The organism is Oleiphilus sp. HI0117 (assembly GCF_001635235.1).
On sequence record NZ_LWGA01000279.1, the window covers coordinates 1 to 2,461 of the forward strand.

The 2,461-nt window shown below is 50.4% G+C and carries 1 protein-coding gene and 1 pseudogene; both read left to right on the plus strand.

Features of this window, described 5'->3' with window-relative positions:
- Nucleotides 1–494 (plus strand): RsmE family RNA methyltransferase (locus tag A3757_RS03460; RefSeq protein WP_068739181.1); only part of this gene is annotated, 494 nt, incomplete at its 5' end.
- Nucleotides 495–697: 203 nt separating this feature from the next.
- A pseudogene (locus tag A3757_RS03465) lies at nucleotides 698–2,224 on the plus strand (IS91 family transposase).
- The last annotated feature ends 237 nt before the right edge of the window (nucleotides 2,225–2,461 follow it).

Genomic DNA, 2,461 nt, shown 5'->3' on the forward strand with positions numbered 1-2,461 from the left:
CCTTAACACTCATTATTGGTCTACCCCGACCAAAAATGTTAAAGCGAATCATTCAAACCGCCACAACAATGGGCGTGAAGAAAATCTATTTCCTCAATGCCTGGAAGGTAGAAAAGAGCTTTTGGCAAAGCCCCTGGCTAAGTGAAGAAAAAATTCTAGAGAATTGCATCCTTGGCTTAGAACAAGCTCAGGATACCGTGATGCCCGAAATTCATATCAAAAAGCGCTTCAAGCCCTTTGTTGAAGATGAATTACCTGCACTTTCCAAAGGTACACGCCAACTAGTCGCCCACCCTAGAGAAGAACAGGTCTGCCCACATCATCTCGAAGAAGCCTGCACCTTAATCATCGGCCCCGAAGGTGGCTTTACTGAGTATGAAGTAAACAAGCTCAAAGAAGCCGGTTTTGAAGGAGTTCATTTAGGCGAAAGAATTCTACGCGTAGAGACTGCCGTACCCGTATTGATCTCGCGTCTATTTGGGTCAACATTCTAGGGTAATTTTGTCCGCAAAACGGACCTTCATGACTGATCGATAAACAAGGATTTTTTGGCCAATATTGATCTGATCGGTTACTTCTGGAAAGTGAGATAAGCGGACATAACAGTTGGACTGTTTTTACAAAATTACGGCCAATATTCGCTAAGTGAAGCTTCTTCTATATGCTGTATGCATAAACAGTATCAAGGAGGATGCTCATGTCACCGGCAAGGAATGTCTGGGCGAGTCAAGCACCATACTATGAACGCCATCAGCCCGAAAAGACGCTCCTCTATCAATTGGTTCAGGAACATTATCCTGTCTTTAAGTCCTCGTTGGAGGGTCAGGGACAAAGCTTGCCTCGTTACGTTCAGAGAGAGTTCGAAGATTTTCTCCAATGTGGTCGGCTGGAATATGGCTTTTTGCGTGTCCGCTGCGAGGATTGCCATCATGAACGATTGGTCGCATTTAGCTGCAAGCGCAGAGGGTTCTGCCCCAGCTGTGGTGCCCGCCGGATGGCGGAGAGTGCCGCGCTCTTGGTGGATGAGGTGTTTCCCAAAGTTCCCATACGCCAGTGGGTGCTGAGCTTTCCCTTCCAGTTACGATTCCTGCTGGCTCGCCATCCAGAGCTGATGGGTAAAGTGTGAGGCATTGTCTACCGCACAGTCTCTACGCATTTAATTAGGCAGGCTGGTTTTACCAAGGCTACCGCACAAACCGGTGCAGTGACGTTGATCCAACGCTTTGGTTCTGCGCTCAACCTTAATGTCCATTACCACATGCTATTTCTCGATGGCGTATACGCCGAAGATACCTATGGCCAACGGCGGTTCCATCGGGTCAAGGCACCCACTCAACATGAACTCAATGCGCTCGTTAACACCCTCAGCCACCGGGTCGCTCGCTGCCTGGAAAAACGCGGTCTGTTGGAGCGAGATGCCGAGAATACCTGGTTGACGCTGGACGAGGAAGGAGGAGATGTACTCACGCAAATGCACGGTTCCTCGGTGACTTACCGCATCGCCACCGGCCCCCAGCAAGGGAGTAAGGTCTTCACCCTGCAAACCTTCCCTCATTGCGAAAGTGAGAAGCCAGGCTATGGCCAAGCGGCTAAAGTGGCAGGTTTTTCACTCCACGCCGGTGTGATGGCCGAAGGACATCAGAGGGATAAACTCGAACGGCTCTGCCGCTACGTTAGCCGACCCGCTGTTTCAGAAAAGCGCCTGGCATTGACCTCCAATGGACACGTTCGGTATGAACTCAAAACCCCGTATCGCAATGGCACAACCCATGTGATCTTCGAACCCATGGACTTCATGGCCAAGCTGGCTGCACTGGTACCCAAGCCGCGCGTCAACCTCACCCGATTCCACGGAGTCTTCGCACCGAACAGCAAACACCGTGTTCAGGTCACACCGGCTAAACGCGGAAAAAAGCCTGACAAACTAGAAGCAGCCGATACTGACTGGCTCGATAAGACCCCTGAAGAGCGGCACCATGCCATGACATGGATGCAGCGACTTAAGCGAGTCTTCAATATTGATATTGAGGTTTGCGAGCACTGTGGAGGGCATGTCAAAGTGATTGCCAGCATTGAGGATCCGGACATAATCGAGCAGATTCTTAAACATCTCAAACAGAAGGCGGCCAAAGCCGATACTAACCATCACACCCAGCCGCCAGAGCGAGCCCCACCACTGACTCCCAGCCTGTTCGGCCCATCGCAGACTCGTTTATTTAATTGACGCTCCTAAGCTCTCAATCCATGTACTGTCAGCCTTTGCGGCAGGCCGGTGGGGCAACTGTCGGCTAAAGATCCATTCGCCAGGCACTTTTCGGTCAAATCGACCAAAATACGACCTTCTTTGGGCGCTGTGAAGCTAAATTCCGGGGCTTAGGCAATAAAAATGAGCAGCAATTTCGGGTATGCTACTTCATCCNAAGGGTGAAAAGGTGCTTTANACNTCCTATACCCACAATAT